Origin of the sequence: Microbispora sp. CA-102843 (genome assembly GCF_050936215.1) — a bacterium.
Lineage (GTDB): Bacteria > Actinomycetota > Actinomycetes > Streptosporangiales > Streptosporangiaceae > Microbispora.
Window position 1 is genome coordinate 1,685,301 of the sequence record NZ_JBNJNF010000001.1, and the last position, 22,332, is coordinate 1,707,632.

A 22,332-nucleotide genomic window follows, 5' to 3' on the forward strand; every position below is an offset into this window, starting at 1 on the left:
GTGATCTCTAGGGCCGTTGGCACGCTAGCGTCCCGTACCCCTCGCGGCGGCACCGCCGTCCGTCACTTCCCGAGGGACGAAAGGCCCGAAAGCCTTTGGCCGCCGCTTGCCGTAATCCATCCTTAGCCGCATGCCCCAGATGGGCACTGAGGTCACATGGAAGTCTTGAGCAGCCGCATACTCCTGCGATCGGCCGACCGGGCCGAGAGCCGCCGTTTCTACCGGGACGTTCTGGGCCTGGCCGTCAACCGGGAGTTCGGTCCGGTCGAGGACCCCGGGGTGGTGTTCTTCCTGGGACAGGGGTTCGTCGAGGTCTCGCCGCGCACCGGCGACGTACGGGAGGGGCCGGCGATCTGGTTGCAGGTGCGCGACGTCCAGAGGGAGTACGACCGGCTGGTGGAGGCCGGAGTATCGGTGTCCCGGCCGCCCCGGCTGGAGCCGTGGGGGCTGATGGAGATGTGGATCGAGGATCCTGACGGCCTGCCGATCGTGCTGGTCGAGATTCCCGAGGGCCATCCGCTGCGGCGCGACCAGCGTTCCTTCACGCCGCGCCCCGCCTGAACCCTGCCTGCCTGAACCCTGCCCCGGCCGCCGCCGGCCCCGGTCCTCGCGGCACGTCACCCGGACGTTGCCGCGCGGACGGTGTGATCGGCGCGCGGCTGCCCGTAGGCTTCCGAATGAAAGAACGATAGCCTTAATTTCCTACCAGATATGTGGGAGACTGGGGTGATGAGCGCCTGGCCCCGCGAGACACCTCTCACCGCCGCCGTCACGGCCGCGCGCTGGGTGCGGTCGGCGGCGGTCGACGACGACCTGGGACGGCGATGGCGGGCCAACCCCGATCCCCGGGGGCGGTCGGCCGGGGCCGGTGACGTCTCGTCCCTCTACGCCGGCGCGGCCGGCGTCGTGCTGTTCTTCCTCGAGCTCGCCGCCGCCACCGGCCACGAGGCGTACCTGGAGGACGCGCTCGCGGGAGCCCGCAGGCTCGCCGTCACCTGGACCGAACAGCGCGACCCGACCTTCTACCACGGGCTCGCCGGTGCGGTCTTCGCGATGGCGGAGACGGGGTGGGCGACGGGAGACGAGGAGGTCTTCGGGGCGGCCCGCGCCGCCGCCGACCGCCTCGTCCGCGACGCCCGCCCGTTCGGCGACGGCATCGGCTGGACCGGGGACCCGGCGCAGCGCGGTGACGGGGGGATCGTGCTCGCGCTGCTGCACGCGGCCGGCATCCTCGGCGTCCCGGCGTACGAGGAGGTGGCGATCGAGGCGGGGGAGCGCATCGCGGGCCTCGCCGTCCCCGGGCACCGCTTCGGCGGAGACGCCGCCCCCGACCTGCCCGTGGACGCCGTCACCCCGGGGTTCCTGTCCGGAACGGCGGGCACGGCGTTCCTGCTCGCCCGCCTGTACGGCGTGACCCGCGACGAGCGGTTCCTCGCGGGGGCCCGCAGGGGGGCCGACTTCGTCCGGACGGTCAGCGTGGTCACCGACAGATGCGCGCTCGTGCCGCACCACCTCCCGCAGGGACGCCGGCTCCACTACCTCGGCTTCTGCTCGGGATCCGCCGGGGTGGCCCGCATGTTCCACGAACTGCACCGGGTCACCGGCGACCCGGGCGATCTCGACTGGGTGGAACGGCTCGCGCACGGAATCATGCAGAGCGGCGTGCCCGGGTCCCGGCCCCCGGGGCACTGGGACGTGGCCTGCCTGTGCTGTGGCACGGCGGGGCTGATCGAGTGCTTCGTGGGCCTGTACGCGGCCACGGGGTGCGAGCCGTACCTCGACTTCGCGCGCACGCTCGCGATGGACCTGATCGGGCGCGCGACCGCGGGTGACGAGGCCGGCTTCCGCTGGTATCAGGCATATCGGCGGCTGCGGCCCGGGGAGGTCACGGCCGACACCGGATACATGGTGGGAGCCGCGGGCATCGGGACAGCCCTGCTGCATCTGGACGCCGCGGGGCACACCGGCACGCCGCGCCGGCTGATCCTCCTGCCGGACAACCCGTTCCCGGCCATCCCGATCCCCGCCGCCGTCCTGCGAGGCGAACAGGCATAGCGGGCATAGCGGGCTGAAAATTTCACCTGTTCGCGGCATGTACGCCCAGCTCGGCGAGGGTGACGCGCGCCGCGCCTTTGACTTAACCGGTCTAGTTCACGACGCTTCGCTCCGGTCTCCTCACGGCCTACGGAAGGACGGAGCATGCGACGGAGAGGTGCGATCCTCACCGCACTGGGGCTGATCGCCGCAGGCGGACTCGCCTTGGGCAACACGCCGGCGGCCCAGGCCGCCGTGGCGTGCAAGGTCACCTACACGGCCAGCCAGTGGCAGGGCGGCATGTCCGCCAACCTGAGCATCCAGAACCTGGGCGACGCCCTGAGCAACTGGACGCTCACCTTCACGTTCCCCGACAGCGGTCAGAAGGTCACCCAGGGGTGGTCGGCCACCTGGAGTCAGTCGGGCGGCAACGTGACCGCGACCGCCCTGGACTGGAACAAGTCCCTGTCCACCGGCGGCTCGACGAGCATCGGCTTCAACGGATCCTGGAGCGGCGGCAACCCGGCGCCGACCGACTTCAAGCTGAACGGCGTCGCGTGCAACGGCAGCACGCCGTCGCAGTCCCCGTCGGCCTCGCCCTCGCCTTCTCCCTCACGCAGCCCGTCGCCGAGCCCCTCGCCCAGCCCGTCGCCCAGCCCGTCGCCCAGCCCCTCGCCTTCGACGTCGCCCAGCCCCTCCACGGGGGCGGCGCCGAAGCTGAAGGTGTCGGGCAACAAGATCGTCAACGCCGCGACCGGCACGCCGTACCGGCTGCTGGGGGTCAACCGGTCGGGTGGCGAGTTCATGTGCGTCCAGGGCCGCGGCTTCTGGGACGGCCCGGTCGACAACGCGGCGATCGACGCGATGAAGACGTGGAACGTCCGGGCGGTCCGCGTCCCGCTGAACGAGGAGTGCTGGCTCGGCCTGAGCAACATCCAGTCCTCGTACGGCGGCGCCGCCTACCAGAACGAGGTCAAGGCGTACGTCGACCGGCTGGTCGCCAAGGGCATCACGCCGATCGTCGAGATGCACTGGAACTACGGCCAGTACACCGGCAACTCCTCGGGCTGCTCCGACGTCCACGCCTCCTGCCAGAAGCCGATGCCGGACGCGCAGTACGCCCCGCAGTTCTGGACGGGGGTGGCGAACGCGTTCAAGGGCCGTGACGAGGTCGTGTTCGACCTGTTCAACGAGCCCTATCCGGAGCGCGCGACCGGCAGTGCCGCCTCGGGATGGGCCTGCTGGCGCGACGGCGGCACCTGCTCCGGCATCCCCTACCAGGTGGCGGGGTTCCAGTCGCTGGTGAACGCGGTGCGGGCCACCGGCGCGACCAACATCATCATGCTGGGCGGCCTGGCCTACTCCAACGACCTGTCGCAGTGGCTGCAGTACAAGCCCACGGACTCGCGGAACAACCTGGTCGCCGCCTGGCACGTGTACAACTTCAACTCCTGCGTCAGCACCTCGTGCTGGGACAGCCAGCTCGCGCCGGTGGCCGCCCAGGTCCCGCTGGTGGCCGGGGAGATCGGTGAGAACACCTGCTCGCACGGGTTCATCGACCAGGTCATGAACTGGTTCGACGCGAAGGGCGCGTCCTACCTCGGCTGGACCTGGAACACCTGGGACTGCTCCACCGGCCCGTCCCTGATCAGCGACTACAACGGCACCGCGACCGCCTTCGGGGCCGGGCTGCGGGCTCGCCTGCTGTCGTCCTGATCCCGATACGTGGCGTGCCCTCCTTCCCTCCAGCCCCCCGGGAAGGGGGGCGCGTCCACATCTGACTTTGCCACTTCATGGGAAGTTCGTCCAGAAAGTAAAACTTTCGCCCGAGATGTCGAGATTTGGGGTGTTCTTGGCTTAGTGTCCGGTTACCCAACCGTGACCAGTCAGGAGATCCCCCATTTCCAGCTACGCGGACCCCCACAACGACGCCCTCCGGGAGCAGACGAGCCCCGCGAAGGGCGAGACGCACCACGCGACCGCCGTGTCCCCGCACCGGCAGGACGCCTCCGCCCGCCCCGCCCCGGCGGGCTCCCGGCACACGCCCACCGACGGCGCCGACGCCACACTCATCACCACCGGATGGCTCCTGGACGCGGACGCGACGGCCCCGCACTCGCAGGAGGCCGCTCCGGAGCCCGAGGCCGCCGACGCGGCCACCGCGCCCGCCATTCCCGAGGTCGGCTGCCCGACGGCCGAGGGCCAGACGGTCCTGTACGCCGGCAAGACGACCGCGTCGTACTTCTGGGACGACGGGTCGGGCGTCAACGGCGACACCGGCGCCCCCGCGTCGGGCAAGCCGATGCAGAAGGGCCTGGCCGCCAGCCCGAGCTGGCCGATGGGCACCAAGGGCTACGTGGTCTACAAGGGGAAGAAGGCCGACTTCTTCGTCGGCGACCGCGGCCCCGGCGTTCCCTCCAGCAGCGGGGTCATGCTCGACCTCGACGGCAAGACGTTCGCCGAACTGACCGGCGGCACCTGGGACACCGGCTCGCTCACCGTCGAGGACGCGGGCGGGCTCGGCCACATCCCGGTGAAGTACGTGATCACCCAGTGGGGCAAGGGCCTCGGCAAGACGGGCGCGCCCAAGCCGTTCTCGACGGGCGCGTACGGGGTCAGGGACCACGCGGAACCCCCGCCTCCCTGTCCCACCGCGACTCCCGCTCCCTCCGCCTCTCCCGCCGCGCCGAAGGACGCCGCTGCCGCGTCCACGCCCGGCGTGAAGGAGAGCCAGGCCCCCGTGGCCTCCCCGTCCGCGGCGCCCGCCGTGCCCACCTCGCCCACCTCACCCGCTACGCCGGCGTCGCCGGCCACGCAGGCCGAGGCGGCCGCGGCCGAGATGTCCCCGGTTTCCGGTACGACAGGGGCGAACGCCGCCGCGAAGACCACCCCAGAGACCGCGGAGAAGACCACCGCGAAGGCCGTGAAGGGGGCGAGGACCGGCGAGGTGACGGCCTCCCCGGCGTTCACCCCCGCGTCTGCCGTGGACGGGCAGCTGGAAGAGGCGGCCGTTCCCGCCTTCTCGGTCGCGATCGTGGTGTGCGCGCTGGTCGCCGTGGGCGTCAAGGTCGTGCTGAGCCGTCCCGCCCACGCCCAGGGAACCTCGCACCAGCCGGGCCGCCACCGCAAGCAGTAGGGGAACCCTCTATCGTTTGCGGCCCTTGAGCGCTCCGGCCACCCGCTTGAGCACGCGGTCCCACTCCGAGCCGAACGGGTTGTCCTGCACCAGATAGGTCCAGGTGGCCGTGGGCCGCTTGAGGCCCTGCTCCGCGAGGTCCCGGGTGACGTCGGCCTTCTCGAAGGTCTCCTTGGAACGCCGCTCGACCTCGTCGAGCATCGTCCGGTAGGCCGGAACGGCCTCGCGGTTGAACTCGTCGAGCGGGTTCAGCCGCCCGAGGGCCCGCAGGTGGATGCCCTCGCGCAGGTCGGCGAGGAAGCCGAGGTGCTCGGTCCAGCAGTGGTCGAGGTGATAGAGCACGATCTGCCGGGCGGCCCGCTCGACCACCTCCTCGCCCGCCGTCTCGCACAGCTCGCGGTAGCGCTCCGGGCAGGCCTGCTCCAGGGCCCGTGCCCCGGTGTCGCCATGCAGGACGCGGTCGCGCCGCTCCAGCACCTCCGCCCGCTGGCGCTCCTGCAGCCGCGTGTAGCGCCAGGTGTTGCGGTGGATCTCCAGGTTGACGCCCTCCGCCACGCGCTGGGCGTGTGCCACCAGCCCGGCGGCGTCCGCGTCGGGTACGACGCCGTCGCGGCCGGCCGGGGGCAGCGACTGGTCCGGCGCGTACGCGGTGAGGAGCGTGTCCTCGCCGCTGACGAAGAACACCGAGCCGCCGGGGTCGCCCTGCCGTCCGGCGCGGCCCCGCAGCTGGTCGTCCAGCCTGCTGCTCTCGTGCCTGCCGGTGCCGATGACGTAGAGCCCGCCGAGCGCGGCGACCTCCTGCTCCTCGTCCGGGTCGCCCGCGCCCAGGCGGATGTCGGTGCCGCGCCCGGCCATCTGCGTGGAGACCGTGATCGCGCCGCGCCGGCCGGCCTTCGCGATGATCTGCGCCTCCTCGGCGTCGTTCTTCGCGTTGAGCACGGCCGCGCTCAGCCCTCCGGCCTCCAAGGCCCCGGCCAGGCGCTCGGACTCGGCGACGTCGAGCGTGCCGACGAGGATCGGCTGCCCGGTGGCGTGCCGGGTCTCGATCTCCTCCAGCAGCGCCCGCTCCTTGTCCTCCAGCGTGGCGAAGATCCGGTCGGGCTCGTCCACCCGTACGCACGGCTTGTTGGGCGGGATGACCGCGACCCTGAGGTCGTAGAACTCGCGCAGCTGCTCCGCGACGGCGATCGCGGTGCCGGTCATGCCGCACACGCGCGGGTAGCGGCGGATCAGGCTCTGCACGGTGAGCGAGTCGAGGATCTCGCCCGTCTCCGACGCCGGCAGGTGCTCCTTGGCCTCGACGGCCGCCTGGAGCCCGTCCGGCCAGCGCTGCAGCACCGCGACCCGGCCGCGCGAGGTGTTGATCAGGTGGACCCGGCCGTCCCTGACGATGTAGTCGACGTCCCTGGTCAGCAGTGCGTGGGCGTGCAAGGCGAGGTTGACCTGGGTCACCACGCCGGGGTGCTCGTAGAGGTCGATCCCGAGGGCCTTCTCGACCGTGTCGGTGCCCTTGGGGGTGAGGAAGACGCTGCGCCCCTCCTCGTCGATCGTGTAGTGGTAGCCGCGCGACAGCCGCCGCACGAGGGCCGCCATCTCGGGCAGCGCCGTGCCGGGGTCGGCCGCGCCGGCCAGCACCAGCGGCACGCGGGCCTCGTCCACCAGGACCGAGTCGGCCTCGTCCACCAGCGCGACCTCGGGCGCGGGCACGATCAGCTCGGCCGGGTCGGTGCGCAGGCGGTCGCGCAGCACGTCGAACCCCAGCTCGCTGACGGCTCCGTACGTGACGTCGCACGCGTACGCCGTCCGGCGCTCCTCGGGGGTGGAGATCTCGGCGATCCACCCGGCCGTGAGGCCGAGAGTCTCGTACAGCGGGCCCATCCACTCGGCGTCCCGGCGGGCGAGATAGTCGTTGACCGAGACCGCGTGGACCCGGACGCCGCGCAAGGCGAACCCGGCCGCCGTCAGGGCGCCGACGAGCGTCTTGCCCTCGCCGGTGGCCATCTGCGCGACGTGGCCCTCCAGCATCGCGAGCATGCCCACGAGCTGCACGTCGTACGGCCGCTGGCCGAGCGCCCGCCGGGCGGCCTCCCGCATCACGGCGCAGAAGTCGGCGGAGCCGACCCAGGCGGGATCGGCGGCCGAGGGGCGCAGGTCGGCGCGCCGGCCGACCTCGTCCTCCAGCTCGCCCGCCTCGGCCACGATCCGCTGGAAGGGGGCCAGATCGACGCTTCCTGGTTTGTCCAGGAACCGCCTGATCCATTCGCCTACCCGTGCCACATCCGCTCCAACGACTCGCTTGCCGGACTGGTTCCACATGCCCGGTTCATGGTCCCACTATCGACGACGATTTCCGTGGCGCGCCTACCTGACACTCCCTGACAGGTATACGCGGCAGGATGGCGAGCATGACAACGATCGCGAAGCTCATCGCCGTGACCATCGACTGCGCCGAGCCGAAGAAGCTCGCCGAGTTCTACTCCCAGATCACCGGGTTCACCGTGCAGTACGCCGAGGAGGAGTACGCGGGGATCGGTGACGACACGACGAGCATCTACTTCCAGCGCGTGCCCGACCGGAAGGCCGCCTCCTGGCCCGGTCCGGACAAGCAGTTCCACCTCGACTTCCGGGTGCCCGACGTGGCCAAGGCGGTGGAGGAGTACATCGCGCTCGGGGCGACCAAGCCGGAGTTCCAGCCGGGCGACTGGGTGGTGCTCGCCGACCCCGAGGGTCACCTTTTCTGCGTGTGTCCGGAGAGGTCCTGAAGCGCGCCCAGTGGTCCTGAACGGGACACAGTGTGGCCGACTCTCCTGACGATGCAGGAAGCGTGATTACATCGCGTGATCGAATCTAGTCTCTCCGTGATCGGTTTCGGCGGGCAGGGGGCCCGCCCGATGCGACGCGGAGGCATTCATGACGACTCGATCAGCGACCCGCCCCGGCCTGCTTCTCCTCGGGGCGGGACTCGCCTGCGCGGCGGGCCTGCTGCCGGCCGTATTGGGCACGACCTCGGCGAGCGCCCAGTCGAGCACACAGTCGCAGACCCGCGAGCCCGCGCAGGCGGCCGTCGCCCCGCCCCGGATCGGCGTCCTCAAGGCCGGCGGCGACGCGCTGGTCAAGGAGGGCGGCCTGTCGGCGAACTGGGTGCTGGAGCACGACGGGGTCATCCAGGTCGCGCTCGCGGGCGACCGCATCGGCGTCCTCACCGGGGACGGCAAGGCCTGGGTGAAGGAGGGCGGCCTGTCGGCGAACTGGGTGCTGGAGCACGACGGCGGCGTCAAGCAGCTGGCGCTGTCGGGTGACCGGATCGGGGTGCTGACGGCCGACGGCAGGGCCTGGGTGAAGGAGGGCGGCCTGTCGGCGAACTGGGTGCTGGAGCACGACGGCCGTGTCAAGCAGCTGGCGCTGTCGGGTGACCGGATCGGGGTGCTGACGGCCGACGGCAGGGCCTGGGTCAAGGAGGGCGGGCTGTCCACGAACTGGGTGCTGGAGCACGACAGCGCCAAGCGGCTCGCGCTGGCCGGCGACCGGATCGGCGTGATCCGGGCGGACGGCGTCGCCCTGGTCAAGGAGGGCGGGCTGTCCGCCAACTGGGTGACCGAGAACACGGCCGTGAAGCAGCTCGTCCTGGCCGGCAACCGCATCGGGGTCGTCCGCGGAGGCGGGGAGGCCCTGGTCAAGCAGGGCGGCCTGTCGGCGTCCTGGGTGACCGAGAACCTGAACGTCCTCGAACTCGCGCTCGCGGGCGACCGGATCGGCGTCGTCAAGGTCACCGGCGAGGCGCTGGTGAAGGAGGGCCCGCTGAACGCGCGCTGGGTGAGCGAGAACGCGGGCGTCATCCAGATCGCCCTGTCCAGCGGCACCGACTGAGTCGCACACCGCACCTCCCCGGGATTCGCGGATCCCGGGGAGGTGCCCGGAAAGTCGTACTTGTGTCGCGGGCTCCCTTGGCGCCTGCCGAGCCCCACTAAGCTTGCGTGGTGATTTCTCGACACACCGGCGGGCGCGCATGACCTGGGTGGGAGTGACCATCGCCCTCGTCGGCGCGCTGGGATACGCCCTGGGCGCGGCGCTGCAGCAGTTCGAAGCGGTGAGCGAGGGGGCGACCCTCGCTCTCGTCAGAAGGCCCCGCTGGTGGATCGGCGGGGTCATCGGTTTCACCGGGGCGTCCCTGCACGCGGTGGCGCTCAGCCTGGCTCCGCTGGTCGTCGTCCAGCCCGTGAGCGTGGCGACCCTCGTCTTCGCGGTGCCGCTCGCCGCGACGCTGCACGGCAGACGCCCGCGCCGGGCCGAGATCGCCGGGTCGATCGCGGTGGCGGTCGGCCTGCTCGGCCTGATGTTGCTGGTCCCGGCGCACAACGTGACTCCGGTCCTGTCGGACGCGCACGCCCTGGAGCTGATCGGCTGCGTCGCCCTGGTGGTCGCCGTCACGTTCACCGCGGCCCGCTGGCTGAAGGGGCCGGCGAAGGCGCTGATGATGGCGGTCGGCGCCGGAGCGGTCACCGCGACCGTGTCCACGTTCGTCCGGGTCGTCGGCGGCGGCCTCGAAGGAGACCTCGGCCGCCTGGTCCACTGGTTCACCCTGGCCATCCCGGTGCTGCTGGTCTGCGCCGTGGTGCTGCTGCAGAAGTCGTACGCCGTGGGCTACTTCGGCATCGCCTACGCCGGGGTCCAGGTCGTCGACCCCATCACCTCGGTGACCGCCGGAGCCGTGCTGCTGGGCGAGTCGCTGCCCACCGAAGTGGACAAGGCGATCCCCGCGCTGCTCGCGGCCGGCCTGCTGATCGCCGGGACGATCACGCTCGGCCGCCTCGCTCCCGACCATTCCAAGCCCGCCGCCGTGCCGGCAGAGCCGGAAAGGATCGGCGACCCGATGGCCGCGTCCGAGGCGGCGGCCTGAGCTCGCCCCGCGCGGCGGGTCAGATTCGCCAGCCCAGCACCATGTCGAACTGCCGAAGCGCGACGTCCGGCCCGAACCGGGTCGCCGCTCGCATCGCGCCGTCGCGCAGGGTCACGGCCAGCGGGTTGCGCCACCGGGTGAGCCGGCAGATCGCCCGCGACCGCCGGACGATCGGCGTCGTCCGCGCCAGCCGTTCCCGGCTGTAGACGGCCAGCCCCGCGGCCAGGTCACCGTGAGGTGAGACGCGCTCGGCGAGCACGACGGCGTCCTCCATGGCCTGGCAGGCCCCCTGCCCGAGGTTGGGCGTCATGGGGTGGGCCGCGTCGCCCAGCAGCGCGATCCGTCCCGCGTGGAAGGCGGGCAGCGGGGCGTCGAGGCAGAAGATGTCGTGGCGGAGCACGGCCGCCGGGTCGGCGGCGTCCAGCAGCGCCGGGATCGGGTCGTGCCAGCGGCCGAACAGCCGGACCAGTTCGTCCCTCTCGTCCGCCGCGCGCAGGCCCGCCGGGACCGTCGCGGTGGCGTAGCAGTACACCTGACCACCCGCGAGCGGCATGACCCCGAAGATCAGCCCGGATCCCCAGGTCTCGGACGCGCCCGTCACGCCGGGCAGCGGCACGACCGCCCGCCAGCTCGTCACGCCCGCGTAGACCGGTGCGGGATGTCCGGGGAACAGAGCCGAGCGGATCCGGGACCTGATCCCGTCGGCCGCCACGACCAGATCGGCCTCGATCGTCTCCGCCGTCCCCGACACGGTGACGCGGCCGGTCGCGGGGTCGACGGACTCGACCCTGCTGTTCACCCGCAGGGCGTCCTGCGGCAGGCGCCCGGCGAGGATGCCGACCAGCGCCGATCGGGTGAGCAGCACGATGGGGTCGCCATACCGGGCGGCGGCGTCCTCGGCGGTGGTCCGCGACAGCCATCGGCCGTCCGGCACCCGGATGCCGCTCTGGCCCTGAATGGCGGAGAGCTTCCTGACCTCGTCCCCGACGCCGATCACGTCGAGCGCCCGGAGCGCGTTGGGCGCGACCGCCAGCCCGGCGCCCACCGGCTCGATCGAGGCCGCCTGTTCCAGGACCGTCACCGACCAGTTCTTGCGCTTCAGAGCGAGGGCCGCGGTCAGCCCGCCGATGCCCGCCCCGACCACCACCGCGTGCGCCATGCCCGCCTCCTCGTCACTACAGATGTAGTGAGCGTACTACACCTGTAGTCCGCCCCTACGATGAGGGGGTGAGCAGTCAGCGGGAGGTCGTCGTCGCGGACGCGGCCATCGCGATCCTGGCCGAGCGGGGGATGCGCGGCCTCACCCATCGGGCGGTGGACGAGGCCGCAGGGCTGCCGCCGGGCTCCACCTCGAACCACGCGCGCACGCGGGCGGCGCTGCTCGAACTCACGCTGGCCCGGCTCACCGAGCGCGAGGAGGCCGTGTTCGCCGAGATGACACCGGGTGCCGAAATGCCGGAGGGCGTGGGTGAGGCGGCGCGGCTGGCGGATCTCCTGGCGAGGGCGACGCACGCGGCGATCACCGTGCACCGGGAGACCACGATCGCGCGATACGAGCTGGCGCTGGAGGCGAGCCGGCGCCCCGAGCTGCGCAAGATGTACGACAGTATGGGGCGCCGGTTCCGCGAGCGCGCCGTCGCGACGGTGGCGGCCGCCGGGTCGCCCGACCCGGTGCGGCACGGCCGCCAGATGGTCGCCTACGTCGAAGGGCTGCTGTTCGACGCGGTCGTGGGGGCGGGGGACGTGTCGACCGTCGAGGAGCTCGACGCCGCCTTCAGGGAGCTTCTCCGCGTCGCCTCGGGAAGGTGAGTTCCGCCGGTCACGACCTGGCCGTCAGCGCTGGTCGGCCAGCAGGCGGGCGCGGTGGGCCGGCCACTCGTCGTCGAGGATCGAGTAGAGGGGACTGTCGCGCCAGGTGCCGTCCGGGCGGCGGTACTGCCGCCGGAGCACGCCCTCCCGCACGCCGCCGATGCGCTCGATGGCCGCCTGCGACCGCAGGTTGCGGATGTCGGTCTTGAGCACCACGCGGACGAACCCGAGAGTGAAGGCGTGGTCGAGCAGCAGGACCTTGCACTCGGTGTTGACGGCGGTGCGCCAGTAGGCCCGGCCGTACCACGTGGAGCCGATCTCCACGCTCTCGTCGAAGCCGCCGACGTCCCAGTAACCGGTCGAGCCGATCGCCCGGCCGGTCTCCTTGAGTACCACCGCGAACTGGGTGGTGCTCGGGTCGGCGATCAGCTTGTCCACCACGCGGCGCATGTCCTCCTCGCCCTCCGGCACGGGTTCGGACCGGAACCGCCAGACCTCCTCGTCCTGTGCTGCGAGAAACAGGTCGGGCACGTGGCCGGGGGCGAGTGGCTCAAGGCGTACGACGCGGCCGTCGAGCACGGCCGGCGCGGGCATCTTCGCGGTCATGCGCCCGACGTTATCGGCGGCGTACGGTGCGAGCGGATGGCCACTTGGGGCGGAACGGCGAGGACCACTTCGCCGTGGGTGTGTCGACATACATACCGTCTGGTCGGTACGCTGGCAGCGTGAACGCTGACCCGCCCGGCCTCGACCTCACCCGCCTCGCCGAGCACCTCCGGCGCGAGGGCCTGACCCGAGGGCCGCTCACCGCCGAGCTGATCGTGGGCGGCAAGTCCAACCTGACGTACGTCGTCAGGGACGGCGAGAGCACGTACGTCGTGCGGCGGCCGCCGCTCGGGCACGTCCTGGCGACGGCGCACGACATGGGCCGCGAATACCGGGTCATGAGCGCGCTCCAGGACACGGGCGTCCCGGTGCCGCGCACCTACCACCTGTGCCGGGACGCCGAGGTCGTCGGCGCGCCCTTCTACGTGATGGAGCACGTCGAGGGCGGGCAGCCGCCGCTCACCCCCGCCCTCGCCCACGGGCTGGTCGACGTGCTGGCCGCGCTGCACTCGATCACCCCGGAGAGCGTGGGACTCGGCGACTTCGGCAAGCCCGGGGGTTTCCTGGAGCGGCAGGTCGCCCGATGGAAGCGGCAGCTCGACGCCTCGCGCAGCCGCGAGGTGCCCGGCATCGACGACCTGTATGAGCGGCTCGCCCGCGACGTGCCCGCCTCGGGCGAGCCGGCGATCGTGCACGGCGACTTCAAGCTGGGCAACACGCTCATCGCCGACGGCGAGGTGCGGGCCGTGCTCGACTGGGAGATGTCCACGCTCGGAGACCCGCTCACCGACCTGGCGCTGTTCCTCCTGTACGGCGAGTTCGCCCCGCTCGACCGGGGCGCGGCCGGGGAGGCGCCGCCCAGCTCCGAGCTGGCCGCGCACTACGGGGATGCGTCCGGCCGCGACCTGTCCCGGCTCGGCTGGTACGTCGGCCTCGCCTGCTTCAAGCTCGCGGTGATCGCCGAGGGCATCCATTTCCGATACACAAAGGGGCTCACGGTGGGGGAGGGCTTCGCCGAGGTCGGCGACCAGGTCGCCCCGATCGTCGCCCGCGGGCTCATGGAGGTCTGATGGACTTCGGGTTCGACGCGACCACGAACCGCTACCGGGAACGGCTGCTGGAGTTCATGGACGAATGCGTCTACCCGGCCGAGCACGCCTTCCACGAACAGGCGGCCGGCAGTGGTTGGAGCCCGCCGCCGATGCTGGAGGACCTCAAGGCCGAGGCCCGCTCGCGCGGCCTGTGGAACCTGTTCCTTCCCCCCTCCGAAAAAGCGGCAGAGGGGGGCGCGGGGCTGACCAACCTGCAGTACGCCCCGCTCGCCGAGATCATGGGCAGGTCGCCCGCCATCGCGCCGTCCGCCACCAACTGCGCCGCCCCGGACACCGGCAACATGGAGGTGCTGGCGGAGTTCGGCAGCGAGTGGCAGCGCAAGGAGTACCTGGAGCCGCTGCTGGCCGGCGAGATCAGGTCGGCCTTCGCGATGACCGAGCCCGACGTCGCCTCCTCCGACGCGACGAACATCGCGACCTCCATCAGGAGGGACGGCGGGGAGTACGTCGTCAACGGCCGCAAGTGGTTCATCACCGGCGCGATGAACCCCGGCTGCAAGGTCTTCATCGTGATGGGCAAGACCGATCCCGAGGCGCCCAAGCACCGTCAGCAGAGCATGGTGCTCGTCCCGCGCGACACGCCCGGTCTCACCGTACGGCGCGGCATGACCGTCTTCGGATACGACGACGCCGACCACGGCGGCCACGCCGAGGTGGTGTTCGAGGACGTACGGGTGCCGGTGGACAACCTGATCGGCGAGGAGGGCGGCGGGTTCGCCATCGCCCAGGCACGGCTCGGGCCGGGGCGCATCCACCACTGCATGCGGCTCATCGGCATGGCCGAGCGTGCCGTGGAGCTGATGTGCCGGCGGGTGCTGACGCGGGAGGCCTTCGGCAAGCCGCTGGCCCGGCAGGGAGTGATCCAGGACTGGATCGCCGAGTCGCGGGTGCGCATCGAGCAACTGCGCCTGCTGGTGCTGAAGACGGCCTGGCTAATGGACACGGTCGGCAACAAGGGCGCGCACACCGAGATCCAGGCCATCAAGATCGCCGGCCCGGCGACCGTGGAGTGGATCCTGGACAAGGCCATCCAGGCGCACGGCGCCGGCGGGATCAGCCAGGACTTCCCGCTGGCGGCGCTGTGGGCGGGCGCGCGGTCGCTGCGGTTCGCCGACGGCCCCGACGAGGTCCACAAGCGGTCGCTGGCCTACCGCGAGCTCAAGAAATACATGGGGTGATGTGTCGTGGCATGGGATGAGGCGTCGGTCTCCGAGCGGGTCAGAGCCTTCCTCGCGGAGCACGACCCGGCGGCCATGGACCGCCTGGAGTTCCTGCGCGCCCGGTTCGACGCCGGGCTGGCCTGGGTGCACTTCCCCGAGGGCCTCGGCGGGCTCGGCGCGCCCCGGGGACTGCAGGCCGTGGCCGACCGGGAGCTGAAGGGCACGCCCGACAACCAGCCGGGCCGGATCGGCATCGGCCTCGGCATGGCCGCCCCGACGATTCTCGCCTTCGGCACCGAGGAGCAGAAGAAGCGCTTCCTGCGGCCGCTGTGGACGGGCGAGGAGGTGTGGTGCCAGCTGTTCAGCGAGCCCGGCGCCGGTTCCGACCTCGCCACGCTGGCCACCCGCGCCGTACGCGAGGGCGACGAGTGGGTGGTGGACGGCCAGAAGGTGTGGACGTCGAGCGCGCACACCGCCCGCTGGGCCATCCTCGTGGCCCGCACCGACCCGGGCGTGCCCAAGCACCGCGGGTTGACCTACTTCGTGTGCGACATGGAGGCCCCCGGCGTCGAGGTGCGCCCGCTGCGCCAGATCACCGGCGAGGCCGAGTTCAACGAGGTCTTCCTCACCGGGGTGCGGCTGCCCGACTCGCTGCGGCTGGGTGAGGTGGGCGACGGCTGGCGGGTCGCGCAGACCACGCTGATGAACGAGCGGGTGGCGATCGGCGGCACCCCCGCCCGGCGCACGCTGATGGGCATCGTCGCCGAGACCTGGCGTTCCCGGCCCGAGCTGCGCACCCACGACCTGCACCAGCGGCTGCTCAAGCTCTGGGTGGACTCGGAGGTCATGCGCCTGACGGCCGTACGGCTGCGCGAGCAGCTCGCCGCCGGGCATCCGGGGCCGGAGGGGTCGGGCATGAAGCTGGCCTTCGCCCGGCTGCACCAGGAGCTGTCCGGCATCGAGGTGGAGATGCTGCGCGAGGACGGCCTGGCCTACGACGACTGGACGTTCCGCCGGCCCGACACGGTCGACTTCATCGGCCGCGAGGCGGGCTACCGCTACCTGCGCGCCAAGGGCAACTCGATCGAGGGCGGCACCTCCGAGATCCTGCGCAACATCATCGCCGAACGCGTCCTCGGCCTGCCCGCCGAGCCGCGCGCCGACAAGGACGTCGCCTGGAAGGACCTCCCCCGATGACGCTGCTGTACACGGAGGTGGAGGAGGAGCTGCGGGCCGCCGTGCGCGACCTGCTCGCCGACAAGTGCTCCCCGTCCGCCGTGCTCGACCGTGTCGAGTCCGGCACGCCGTACGACGCGGAGCTGTGGAAGGCGCTGGCCCGCGACATCGGCGTGGCCGGGCTGCTGATCCCCGAGGAACTCGGCGGCGCGGGCGCTTCGGCGCGCGAGGCCGCCGTCGTGCTCGAGGAGCTGGGCCGCGCCGTGGCTCCCGTGCCGTTCCTGAGCAGCGCCGTCCTCGCCACCCAGGCCCTGCTGGTGGCCCGGGGACAAGGAGCGGGCGGAGACGTGGCGGGCGAGCTGCTGGGACGCCTGGCCGCGGGGGAGGCGACGGCCGCGCTCGCGGTGTCGTTCGCCGCCTCGCCGTACGCGCCGCCGGCCCCGGTGGCCACCCTCGGCGAGGACGGCACGGTGACCGGCACGATCACCGGGGTGATCGGCGCGGAGGTCGCCGACGTCCTGCTCGTCCCGGTACGGCTTTCCCAGGAAACGGAACTGTGCGTGGGGCTGTGCGCGGTGGAGGCGTCCCCGGCGGTCCGGGTGACACCGGTCACCTCGCTCGACCTGACCCGGCCCATCGCGACGGTGTCGTTCACGTCGGCGCCGGCGCGGATCGTCGCTCGCGCGGACGGGCTGGAGGTCCCGTGGGTGTGGGAGGCCCTGGTGCGCGGCGCCGGGCTGCTCGCCTCGGAACAGCTCGGTGTCGCCGAGTGGTGCCTCACCACGACGGTCGCGTACGTGAAGGAACGCAGGCAGTTCGCCCGGCCGGTGGGGTCGTTCCAGGCGGTCAAGCACCGGCTGGCCGACCTTTGGCTGGAGGTCGTGGGGGCCAGGGCGGCGGCCCGCAACGCGGCCGACCGGCTGGCGGAGGCGCCCGCGGCGGGACCGCTCGGCGACGACGCGGCGGTGGCCGTCGCGGTGGCGCAGGCCCACTGCGGAGCGGTGGCGGTGCACGCCGCCGAGGAGTGCGTGCAGCTCCACGGCGGCATCGGGATGACCTGGGAGCACCCGGCGCATCTCTACCTCAAGCGGGCCAAGGCCGACCAGATCGCACTGGGCACGCCGGGCGACCACCGTGAGGCGCTGGCCGGTCCTGCGGACCTCCCCGCGCCCGTCTGAGCTGTGTTTCCGGGATCAGGGTCGAAGCGAGTTGAGCAGGAGGTCGGCGAAGTGGCGGCCGACCTCCTGGCCGGTCAGCGGGCCCTGGGGGTGATACCAGGTGCCCAGGTGGTGGACCGAGCCGAAGAAGAAGTCGACCACCATCTCGGCGGGGATGTCGTCACGGAAGACGCCGTCGCGCTGCCCCTCGACGACGAGGTCGCGGAACCGCTCGTGGTAGCGCCGCCGCTCGGCCCGCACGCTCTTGTACGTCTCCGGCGCGAGCTGGTGCATCGACCTGAAGAAGATCTTGGAGTCGTCCAGGTTGTCGACCGTGGTCACCACCACGTCCATCGCGGCGGCGTGCAGCCGGTCGGCCACCGGCCCCTCCGCGTCGGCGAACCGGTTGAGGCGCTCCATCTGCAGGCGCAGCACCCGGGAGTAGATCTCGTGGAGCAGGTCGTCCTTGGAATCGAAGTAGTGGTACATGGCGCCCTTGGTGACTCCGGCCGCCGCGACGATCTCCTGCACCGACGTGCTCTCGAAACCCCGCTCGGCGAACAGCCGGGTGGCCTCGGCGAGCAGGCGCTGCCGTACCGGCTCCTCCAGGGACCCGTTGGCGGGGCGCTCCCCGTTCACGCGATCCCCTGTTGCGCGGTGCTCTCCAGCTGCGCGGCGGGCCATGCCGACCTCCTTCGTCTCTCGGGTCAAGCATACCGACTGGTCGGTCAAGTGTCGGCACTGGCGTAATTGCGCTACTTCCCTCACCTTAGGAGGGTTGGGATTCCCGCTCGGGTATCCCGGAGAAAGCCGCATGCCTAGTGTGGGGGGTTCGCGTGCCCAGTGGGTCCATTTACGTCCCGAGGGACGAGAAGTTCACCGGCGCCTCGCCGCAGAACCTGTACGAGACGTTCTGGTTCGCCGGACGCAAGAACCGGATCCGGGTGCGGGCCGCGATCACCTTCGCGGGGTTCGTCGTCGGCAACCTGGTGGGCCCGCGGCTCGGGCTGAACATGTTCGCCGCCGGCCTGGGGCTGGCCGCCCTCGCGGGCGGCACGGACCTGTTCATCGCCTGGCGCCTGCACGAGCGTACGGCCGTGTGGCGGGGCAAGCGCCGCGGCGAGGTGCGCACCGGACGGCTGCTGCGTCTCGCGCTGCGCCGGCACGGCTACCGGGTGATGGACGGCCGGGCCGTGCCCGGTGAGGCGTCGATCGATCATCTCGTCATCGGGCCGGGCGGCGTGTGGATCGTGGACAACGAGGCGTGGTCGCCCGACACCCTGATCGCGCGATACGGCGAGCGGCTGTTCTTCGACGAGAAGTTCGGCACCTCGGTCGCCAAGGGCCTCATCTCCGCCGGCAGTTCGATGGCCGCGCTGCTGACCAAGGAGACCGGCATCGAGGTCTCGATCGCCCCGGTGCTCGCCGTGCACGGCGGGAAGATCAAGGCCAGGGGTGGCGCGCTGCACGGCGAGGGGCTGACCGTCGCCTACCCGGGCAGGGTGGCCCGCTGGATCCGCACCCACGATTCGGCCCCGTTCACCGAGGAGCAGATCGACCTGCTCGCCCGTACGGCGGCCCGCATCCTGCGCCGCATGAGCTGAGCGCGCGGACGCGGGCCGGAATCGATTCGGGCGAAGGGTCTCGATTCAGGCCAGCGTCTCCACGAACGCGGCGAGCTGGGCGACGTTGCGGCACTCGTGCATGGGGACGACCGTGCCGTACGACGTGGCGAGGGAGTCCCCGGTGTCCCACTGGGCCCGGGGCTCCGGGTTGAGCCAGTAGGCGTGCCTGGCCCGCCCGGCCAGCCGCTTCAGCGTGTCCAGCGCCGGGGCCTGGTAGTTGGACCGGGCGTCGCCCAGGATCAGCAGCGACGTCCGGGGGCCCACGGCGTCCGGGAAGCGTTCGGCGAAGCGCTCGAAGACGTGGCCGTAGTCGGTGCGGCCGAACCTGACGATGTCGGCCTCGTCGGTGAGGCGTCCGATGGCGTCGAGCACGTCCGCGCCCGGGGCGAACAGGCCGGTGATCTCGTCCACGGTGTCCACGAACGCGAACGCCCGCACCTTGGTGAACTGCTCCCGCAGCGCGAACGTCAGCAACAGCGTGAAGTGCGAGAACGTGGAGACCGAGTCGCTGGCGTCGCACAACACGACCAGCTCGGGCCGGTGCGGGCGGGGCGGGCGCAGGTGGGTGGTGAGCGGCACCCCGCCCGTGGACAGAGAGGCCCGCACGGTGCGCCGGAAGTCGAGCCGTCCGCGCCGCCCCCGCTTCTGCCGGATCGACAGCCGGGTGGCCAGGCGGCGGGCCAGGGGGTAGACCTCCCGGCGCAGCCGGGCCAGCTCCTCCTTGGTCGCGCGCAGGAAGTCGACCTGGTCGATCGGTGGCCGGACCGCCGACCTGGCGATCTTCTCGATCCCCGACTCCTCGGCGATCCGGCGGCGTACGTCGGCGGCGACCGCCTCGGTGAACGCCTCGATCGTCCGCGAGACGTGCCGCCGGGCGACCTTCTCCGGCAGGCCGCCGCGCTCGTCGAGCATGGCCGTCAGCATCCGGGCCACCAGCGTCTCCGGCGACAGCGCGCGCAGCACCGGGAAGGAGAACCACGACTGCCTGCCGGGGGCCGCCTGGACCTGCCCGAACCGCCCGACCATCGCCCGGGCGAACTCCCGGAACGCGGGATCGGCCGGGTCGCCCATCAGCAGCTCCGCCAGCCGTTCGCGCAGCTCGGGCAGCTCGGCGTCCTCCGGGACGGGATCGTCGCTCGTGGTCTGACCGGCCACCGGCGGGAACCACAGGTCGAAGAGCAGGTCGAAACCCGGCCGGTGGGCGGGCCGTTTCACCAGCGTCGCGGCGTACGCCTCCCGGAGCGTCTCCCGCTCCGTCAGGTCGACGACCATGAGCGCGTGGGCCGCGTCCAGCCCCTCGGCCGGGGAGACCGGCAGCCCGGCCGCCCGCAGGGCGTGGACGAACCCCACGTGCCGGTCCACGAGGGACGCCGGAGTCGTCATCACCGGGAGGGCAGGCCGAGCTCCTTGGCGGCCCGCACCTGGTCGGAGTTGTGCTTGAGGACCACGCCCAGCGTCTCGCCGATCAGCGTCTCGTCCAGCTCCGTACGGCCCAGCGCGAGCAGGGTGTGCGCCCAGTCGACGGTCTCGGCGATCGACGGCGACTTCTTCAGCTCCAGCGCCCGCAACGTGGCCACCGTACGGGCGAGCTGGTCGGCGATGCTCGCGGGCAGATCGGGGACCTGCGCGAGCAGGATGTCGCGCTCCCGTTCCGGGGTGGGGTAGTCGAGGTGGAGATAGAGGCAGCGCCGCTTGAGCGCCTCCGACAGCTCGCGGGTCGCGTTCGAGGTCAGCACGACGTAGGGCCGGCGCGCGGCGGTGATCGTGCCCAGCTCGGGGATCGTGATCTGGTAGTCGGAAAGGATCTCCAGCAGCAGCCCCTCGACCTCGACGTCGGCCTTGTCGGTCTCGTCGATGAGCAGCACCGTGGGCTCCTCGCTCCTGATCGCCTTCAGGAGAGGGCGCTCCAGCAGGAACTCCTCGGAGAAGATGTCGTCCCAGGCGCCGTCGTCGGCCTGGATGCGCAGCAGTTGCTTCTTGTAGTTCCACTCGTACAGCGCCCGCGCCTCGTCCAGGCCCTCGTAGCACTGCAGGCGGATGAGTCGGGCGCCGGTGGCCTCCGCCACGGCCTTGGCGAGCTGGGTCTTGCCCACGCCCGCCGGTCCCTCGGCCAGCAGCGGCTTGCCCAGCGCCCCGGCCAGGAACACCGATGTCGCGATGCCGTCGTCGGCAAGGTAGTCGACGGCCGCCAGCCGCTCCCGGACCTCGTCAGGCGAGGCGAACCACATATGCGCTCCCAACCGCAGATACCGAATGTTGTTCTACTCTAGCCCGATTGTGGCCGCTCTGATTTGGACTGTTCTGCTCTGATTTGGACTGCTGTGAGGGCTGCGATAACCTCTAAGGGCTCTGCGCCGCTAGCTCAGTTGGTTAGAGCAGCTGACTCTTAATCAGCGGGTCCGGGGTTCGAGTCCCTGGCGGCGCACTACCACTAGACCAGCGCGCTCATGATTACGATCATGGGTGCGCTGGTGTGGTTTACGGGTGTTCGGCGTGCTCCTTGCCACGCGCCTTGCCCCTCGCCCCGCTCGCCGCTGTGCTCGCCGTAGAGGGTTCGACAGCGGGCGTCGGTTTCGGCCGACATGAACGCTTGGGCCCGTGCTCTTCGCCATGGATCGATCCTGTGCCTCGATCTGCCTCCCCAGCCGGCGTCGGGGTCCACGTTGTGTGGTCCGGGGTCGTCGAGGCCACGTCCTGACGCGGTGCCCGGGAGGCGCGCAGGGACGCGAGCAGATGGAGGCGTTCGGCGTCCGCGGTGCCGGGCTCGGCCGTATAGACGAGCAGGACAGGACCGGGATTTCCGGGCAGGGGATAGACGTCCCAGTCGAGGGTGATGTCGCCGACCTGAGGGTGCCGGAACAGCTTCGTCCCGTGAACCGTCTCACGCACCTCGTGCCGGGCCCAGAGCCGGCGGAAGTCTGCGCTGCGGATGCTCAGCTCACCGATGATCGTCGTGGCGCGCGGGTGGATCGGATCGGTGGCGACGGCGGCCCGCAGCATGCCGATGTACTGCAGGGCGGTGCTCTCCCAGTCGGGGCAGCGCGCCCGGGTTCCGGGATCCTCGAACAGCGCCATGAGCATGTTCCGCCGCCCCGGCGGCAGGGTGTCCGGATCGCCGAGCAGTGCCTCGGCGAGCGTGTTCCACGCGAGCACGTCGAGGTGCCGCCCGAGCACGACCGCGGGGGTGCCCATGACGTGCAGCAGGCGCCGGGTGCTGTCCGGCACGCGTTCAGGGGCCCGGCGTGGGCGGACGGCCGCCGGCCGCCGTGCCGCCCGGGCGAGGGTGAACAGGTGCCGCCGTTCCTCGTCGCCGAGGTCCAGCGCGGAGGCGATGGCGTCGAGCACCTCGTCGGAGGGCCGCACCTCACGGCCCTGCTCCATGCGCTGGTAGTAATCGGTGCTCAGCCCGGCCAGCAGCGCGACCTCCTCGCGCCGCAGGCCGGCCACCTTGCGCCGGGGCCCCGGCTCCAGGCCGACGTCCTGCGGGCGCAACCGGCCACGCCGGGCACGCAGGAAGTCGCCGAGTTCGCGGGCGTACGGATGGTCGACGGTCATGACGGCAGTCTGCCGGTGCGGCCGGCGCCGACGGTAGGTCTGGCGTTCCCAGGGAAACGCGTACG

20 protein-coding genes and 1 tRNA gene are annotated in these 22,332 nt (G+C 71.8%); 14 read left to right on the top strand and 7 right to left on the bottom strand.

Annotated features, from left to right (window positions below):
• Window positions 1-156 precede the first annotated feature (156 nt).
• The 4 genes from ACQEVJ_RS07880 to ACQEVJ_RS07895 all read left to right on the top strand — a co-directional run bounded on the left by ACQEVJ_RS07880 (window position 157) and on the right by ACQEVJ_RS07895 (window position 5,170).
• Window positions 157-561 carry a VOC family protein gene (locus tag ACQEVJ_RS07880; protein ID WP_433098663.1) on the top strand — a complete coding sequence of 135 codons (405 nt, stop codon included), beginning with the start codon at window positions 157-159 and terminating at the stop codon, window positions 559-561.
• A gap of 168 nt (window positions 562-729) precedes the next feature.
• The gene (locus tag ACQEVJ_RS07885; RefSeq protein ID WP_433098665.1) at window positions 730-2,055 is read left to right on the top strand and encodes a lanthionine synthetase LanC family protein; all 1,326 of its coding nucleotides are present in this window, start codon (window positions 730-732) and stop codon (window positions 2,053-2,055) included.
• Between the two features lie 144 nt (window positions 2,056-2,199).
• Window positions 2,200-3,750, top strand: coding sequence for a cellulase family glycosylhydrolase (locus ACQEVJ_RS07890; protein ID WP_433098668.1), 1,551 nt, complete (start codon window positions 2,200-2,202; stop codon window positions 3,748-3,750).
• Between the two features lie 496 nt (window positions 3,751-4,246).
• Window positions 4,247-5,170 carry a hypothetical protein gene (locus ACQEVJ_RS07895; RefSeq protein WP_433112612.1) on the top strand — a complete coding sequence of 308 codons (924 nt, stop codon included), beginning with the start codon at window positions 4,247-4,249 and terminating at the stop codon, window positions 5,168-5,170.
• Window positions 5,171-5,179: 9 nt separating this feature from the next.
• Here the strand turns inward: ACQEVJ_RS07895 and secA2 are convergent, their stop codons facing one another.
• Complete coding sequence (secA2, locus tag ACQEVJ_RS07900) at window positions 5,180-7,447, bottom strand: accessory Sec system translocase SecA2 (RefSeq protein ID WP_433098670.1); 2,268 nt, start codon at window positions 7,445-7,447, stop codon at window positions 5,180-5,182.
• 128 nt (window positions 7,448-7,575) lie between these two features.
• On the opposite strand from secA2, the gene ACQEVJ_RS07905 reads away from it, so the two are divergent.
• The 3 genes from ACQEVJ_RS07905 (at window position 7,576) to ACQEVJ_RS07915 (ending at window position 10,067) form a co-directional block, all read left to right on the top strand.
• Complete coding sequence (locus ACQEVJ_RS07905) at window positions 7,576-7,932, top strand: VOC family protein (protein WP_433098672.1); 357 nt, start codon at window positions 7,576-7,578, stop codon at window positions 7,930-7,932.
• A gap of 148 nt (window positions 7,933-8,080) precedes the next feature.
• Window positions 8,081-9,037, top strand: coding sequence for a hypothetical protein (locus ACQEVJ_RS07910; protein ID WP_433098674.1), 957 nt, complete (start codon window positions 8,081-8,083; stop codon window positions 9,035-9,037).
• A gap of 139 nt (window positions 9,038-9,176) precedes the next feature.
• Complete coding sequence (locus tag ACQEVJ_RS07915) at window positions 9,177-10,067, top strand: DMT family transporter (protein ID WP_433098676.1); 891 nt, start codon at window positions 9,177-9,179, stop codon at window positions 10,065-10,067.
• Between the two features lie 19 nt (window positions 10,068-10,086).
• Here the strand turns inward: ACQEVJ_RS07915 and ACQEVJ_RS07920 are convergent, their stop codons facing one another.
• Window positions 10,087-11,226 carry an FAD-dependent monooxygenase gene (locus tag ACQEVJ_RS07920; RefSeq protein WP_433098678.1) on the bottom strand — a complete coding sequence of 380 codons (1,140 nt, stop codon included), beginning with the start codon at window positions 11,224-11,226 and terminating at the stop codon, window positions 10,087-10,089.
• A 68-nt stretch (window positions 11,227-11,294) separates the two neighbouring features.
• Here ACQEVJ_RS07920 and ACQEVJ_RS07925 point away from each other — a divergent pair, with 68 nt between their 5' ends.
• Complete coding sequence (locus tag ACQEVJ_RS07925; RefSeq protein ID WP_433098680.1) at window positions 11,295-11,876, top strand: TetR/AcrR family transcriptional regulator; 582 nt, start codon at window positions 11,295-11,297, stop codon at window positions 11,874-11,876.
• Between the two features lie 24 nt (window positions 11,877-11,900).
• On the opposite strand, the gene ACQEVJ_RS07930 is transcribed toward ACQEVJ_RS07925, so the two are convergent.
• Window positions 11,901-12,482 (bottom strand): GNAT family N-acetyltransferase, encoded by a 582-nt coding sequence (locus ACQEVJ_RS07930; protein WP_433098682.1) that lies wholly within the window; start codon window positions 12,480-12,482, stop codon window positions 11,901-11,903.
• Window positions 12,483-12,601: 119 nt separating this feature from the next.
• Here ACQEVJ_RS07930 and ACQEVJ_RS07935 point away from each other — a divergent pair, with 119 nt between their 5' ends.
• The 4 genes from ACQEVJ_RS07935 to ACQEVJ_RS07950 are packed head-to-tail and all read left to right on the top strand — an operon-like array spanning window position 12,602 to window position 17,108.
• Complete coding sequence (locus ACQEVJ_RS07935; RefSeq protein ID WP_433098684.1) at window positions 12,602-13,552, top strand: phosphotransferase family protein; 951 nt, start codon at window positions 12,602-12,604, stop codon at window positions 13,550-13,552.
• Entirely contained in the window at window positions 13,552-14,772 is a 1,221-nt protein-coding gene (locus tag ACQEVJ_RS07940) for an acyl-CoA dehydrogenase family protein (RefSeq protein WP_433098686.1), read from the top strand. Before ACQEVJ_RS07935 ends, ACQEVJ_RS07940 begins: the two co-directional genes overlap by 1 nt.
• A gap of 6 nt (window positions 14,773-14,778) precedes the next feature.
• On the top strand, window positions 14,779-15,951 hold the full coding sequence (locus tag ACQEVJ_RS07945; protein WP_433098688.1) for an acyl-CoA dehydrogenase family protein: 1,173 nt from the start codon (window positions 14,779-14,781) through the stop codon (window positions 15,949-15,951).
• Window positions 15,948-17,108, top strand: a complete 1,161-nt coding sequence (locus ACQEVJ_RS07950; RefSeq protein WP_433098690.1) for an acyl-CoA dehydrogenase family protein — start codon at window positions 15,948-15,950, stop codon at window positions 17,106-17,108. The genes ACQEVJ_RS07945 and ACQEVJ_RS07950 overlap by 4 nt, the downstream gene beginning before the upstream one ends.
• A gap of 15 nt (window positions 17,109-17,123) precedes the next feature.
• Here the strand turns inward: ACQEVJ_RS07950 and ACQEVJ_RS07955 are convergent, their stop codons facing one another.
• Complete coding sequence (locus ACQEVJ_RS07955) at window positions 17,124-17,771, bottom strand: TetR/AcrR family transcriptional regulator (protein WP_433098692.1); 648 nt, start codon at window positions 17,769-17,771, stop codon at window positions 17,124-17,126.
• A 152-nt stretch (window positions 17,772-17,923) separates the two neighbouring features.
• On the opposite strand from ACQEVJ_RS07955, the gene ACQEVJ_RS07960 reads away from it, so the two are divergent.
• On the top strand, window positions 17,924-18,691 hold the full coding sequence (locus tag ACQEVJ_RS07960; RefSeq protein WP_433098694.1) for a nuclease-related domain-containing protein: 768 nt from the start codon (window positions 17,924-17,926) through the stop codon (window positions 18,689-18,691).
• Window positions 18,692-18,736: 45 nt separating this feature from the next.
• Here the strand turns inward: ACQEVJ_RS07960 and ACQEVJ_RS07965 are convergent, their stop codons facing one another.
• On the bottom strand, window positions 18,737-20,095 hold the full coding sequence (locus tag ACQEVJ_RS07965; protein ID WP_433098696.1) for a vWA domain-containing protein: 1,359 nt from the start codon (window positions 20,093-20,095) through the stop codon (window positions 18,737-18,739).
• Window positions 20,095-20,940 carry an AAA family ATPase gene (locus ACQEVJ_RS07970; protein ID WP_433098698.1) on the bottom strand — a complete coding sequence of 282 codons (846 nt, stop codon included), beginning with the start codon at window positions 20,938-20,940 and terminating at the stop codon, window positions 20,095-20,097. Before ACQEVJ_RS07970 ends, ACQEVJ_RS07965 begins: the two co-directional genes overlap by 1 nt.
• Window positions 20,941-21,063: 123 nt before the next feature.
• Here ACQEVJ_RS07970 and ACQEVJ_RS07975 point away from each other — a divergent pair.
• Window positions 21,064-21,137, top strand: a tRNA-Lys gene (locus ACQEVJ_RS07975).
• A gap of 53 nt (window positions 21,138-21,190) precedes the next feature.
• On the opposite strand, the gene ACQEVJ_RS07980 is transcribed toward ACQEVJ_RS07975, so the two are convergent.
• Window positions 21,191-22,267: a helix-turn-helix transcriptional regulator gene (locus tag ACQEVJ_RS07980; protein ID WP_433098700.1), complete on the bottom strand. Its 1,077-nt coding sequence runs from the start codon at window positions 22,265-22,267 to the stop codon at window positions 21,191-21,193.
• Window positions 22,268-22,332: the final 65 nt, after the last annotated feature.

Bases quoted from the DNA above. Each gene is read 5' to 3' on its own strand.
- ACQEVJ_RS07940 (WP_433098686.1), top strand. From the start codon at position 13,552: ATGGACTTCGGGTTCGACGCGACCACGAACCGCTACCGGGAACGGCTG.
- ACQEVJ_RS07890 (WP_433098668.1), top strand. From the start codon at position 2,200: ATGCGACGGAGAGGTGCGATCCTCACCGCACTGGGGCTGATCGCCGCA.
- ACQEVJ_RS07980 (WP_433098700.1), bottom strand. From the start codon at position 22,267: ATGACCGTCGACCATCCGTACGCCCGCGAACTCGGCGACTTCCTGCGT.
- ACQEVJ_RS07910 (WP_433098674.1), top strand. From the start codon at position 8,081: ATGACGACTCGATCAGCGACCCGCCCCGGCCTGCTTCTCCTCGGGGCG.
- ACQEVJ_RS07970 (WP_433098698.1), bottom strand. From the start codon at position 20,940: ATGTGGTTCGCCTCGCCTGACGAGGTCCGGGAGCGGCTGGCGGCCGTC.
- ACQEVJ_RS07905 (WP_433098672.1), top strand. From the start codon at position 7,576: ATGACAACGATCGCGAAGCTCATCGCCGTGACCATCGACTGCGCCGAG.
- ACQEVJ_RS07965 (WP_433098696.1), bottom strand. From the start codon at position 20,095: ATGACGACTCCGGCGTCCCTCGTGGACCGGCACGTGGGGTTCGTCCAC.
- ACQEVJ_RS07880 (WP_433098663.1), top strand. From the start codon at position 157: ATGGAAGTCTTGAGCAGCCGCATACTCCTGCGATCGGCCGACCGGGCC.
- ACQEVJ_RS07920 (WP_433098678.1), bottom strand. From the start codon at position 11,226: ATGGCGCACGCGGTGGTGGTCGGGGCGGGCATCGGCGGGCTGACCGCG.
- ACQEVJ_RS07885 (WP_433098665.1), top strand. From the start codon at position 730: ATGAGCGCCTGGCCCCGCGAGACACCTCTCACCGCCGCCGTCACGGCC.
- ACQEVJ_RS07915 (WP_433098676.1), top strand. From the start codon at position 9,177: ATGACCTGGGTGGGAGTGACCATCGCCCTCGTCGGCGCGCTGGGATAC.
- ACQEVJ_RS07930 (WP_433098682.1), bottom strand. From the start codon at position 12,482: ATGACCGCGAAGATGCCCGCGCCGGCCGTGCTCGACGGCCGCGTCGTA.
- ACQEVJ_RS07950 (WP_433098690.1), top strand. From the start codon at position 15,948: ATGACGCTGCTGTACACGGAGGTGGAGGAGGAGCTGCGGGCCGCCGTG.
- ACQEVJ_RS07955 (WP_433098692.1), bottom strand. From the start codon at position 17,771: ATGGCCCGCCGCGCAGCTGGAGAGCACCGCGCAACAGGGGATCGCGTG.